General features: G+C 35.0%; 1 protein-coding gene. It reads left to right on the plus strand.

What is annotated here, in order from left to right; genetic code table 11:
* The first annotated feature begins 931 nt into the window (after window positions 1-931).
* A complete protein-coding gene (locus ACMUMJ_RS16830; protein WP_414680005.1) occupies window positions 932-1,570 on the plus strand; it encodes a P-loop NTPase family protein in 639 nt (212 codons plus the stop codon).
* Window positions 1,571-1,644: the final 74 nt, after the last annotated feature.

Raw genomic sequence — 1,644 nt, forward strand, 5'->3', positions numbered from 1 at the left:
TTTGTTATAAACAGTCTGTAAGTTACTCATCGTATTACCATTTTTCTAGATAATTAATGATAATCTCTTATTGAGGGTGAGTAACTTACTCCTTTCACCTTATTTTCCAAATGCACCACGGGTGTAATAAAGTGAGTAGATAACGCTACCACCTCAAGACGTGAAGGCATCTCTTTGAGAAAACCAGACGCTTTACTATCCAACATAAGTGTCGATTGTTTCTGCCGACAACGGCGAGTAATTCAGATCATGACCTTTGCAAAATTTCGTCCTAGGCAAGCGAACGCTTTTTACCAGATTTATCCAGTTATCATCTTTTAGTAATTGTATTGCTCTGCCCATTGTGATCCTAATTACACCGATGACTTCACAAGGGCTTTATAAGGCGATATAGCGGCACTTATTGTTGTGCCTATAGAGCATAGTCGGTATAGTTTTTCGCCCCCTAGGGGGGCTTACGAGCTGGAAACGGCACTCTTTTCAAGCAAGACTTGCTTACTTAAAGAAATCGCAGTTATCTTTTGTTTCATGAGACTCACCTGTCTCAATAGACAGTGATAAAACCGCCACATTGTTGGTTGCATTGAGCTTCTTTTTAAAATAAGGGGTGCAGCTCGACTTAATTCGCCTATTTTCTAGTAAGTTTGCCCTCAGCTATTAAGTAGTAGCCCATCAGTGATTAATTGATTTAAAGAGAATCATTATTTTATCTCACTGTGTTTTTATATAGTGTAAGTTTACAAGTTTACAAGTTTACAAGTTTACAAGTTTACAAGTTTACAAGTTTACAAGTTTACAAGTTTACAAGTTTACAAGTTTATAAGTTTACAAGTTTACAAGTTTACAAGTTTACAAGTTTACAAGTTTACAGAGTAGTTATAGTCGGGCAATATAGAGAGAAATATGTCTACAAAATTAAGTCATTTTTATTATGAAAATAGCCGTTTATAGTTCCAAAGGTTCTGCTGGTAAAACCCCAATATCTACCAATATCATTCTTGATAAGAATTTTTGTATTGGCACTAATGAAGCCTTTCATATTTATGATAGCTTGTTAGAAGACAACAGACTGATCGCGCTGGATACAGAAGAGCCTTTCCCTAATGAACTGAAAGAAATGGACATTGACATTGTCTTTGACTTGGCTGGATCCATTTCAAAATTGGCGGTTAGCATTACATCTGCACTTTCTATGTCAGACGTTGTGTTAGTGCCTATTTATAATGAATATAAAAGCCTGGTTGCGGGGTTAAACACCATTCATCAAATACGGCAATACAATTCAAATATTGTGGTGGTCGCAACTAAGTTACAAAAAGGAAAGAAAGAAACATTTATTGATGATTGGAAAAAAAGTAACGATTATCAAAATATTGCAGACGCTGTGAAAGACAAATTTCCAGAGTTAAACATACCGGTATTACCATTGAAATACTCAAAAGTGTTTGACAGTATTTTTGAACAACAGCAATCCATTCAACAACTAATGCAAGCCAATGCATTAGCTAAATATAATTATCGTGAAGTGGCTGCGCAATTTGATGACTTGTACAAACAAATTGGAATTTAACCATGGGTAAAAATGATTTATCAAGTTTAAAGATAAAACAAGAAAAAAAACTTCCAGACGAGACAAATATCAAT

The organism is Marinomonas phycocola (assembly GCF_047525455.1).
GTDB lineage: Bacteria > Pseudomonadota > Gammaproteobacteria > Pseudomonadales > Marinomonadaceae > Marinomonas.

Bases quoted from the DNA above. Each gene is read 5' to 3' on its own strand.
- ACMUMJ_RS16830 (WP_414680005.1), top strand. From the start codon at position 932: ATGAAAATAGCCGTTTATAGTTCCAAAGGTTCTGCTGGTAAAACCCCA.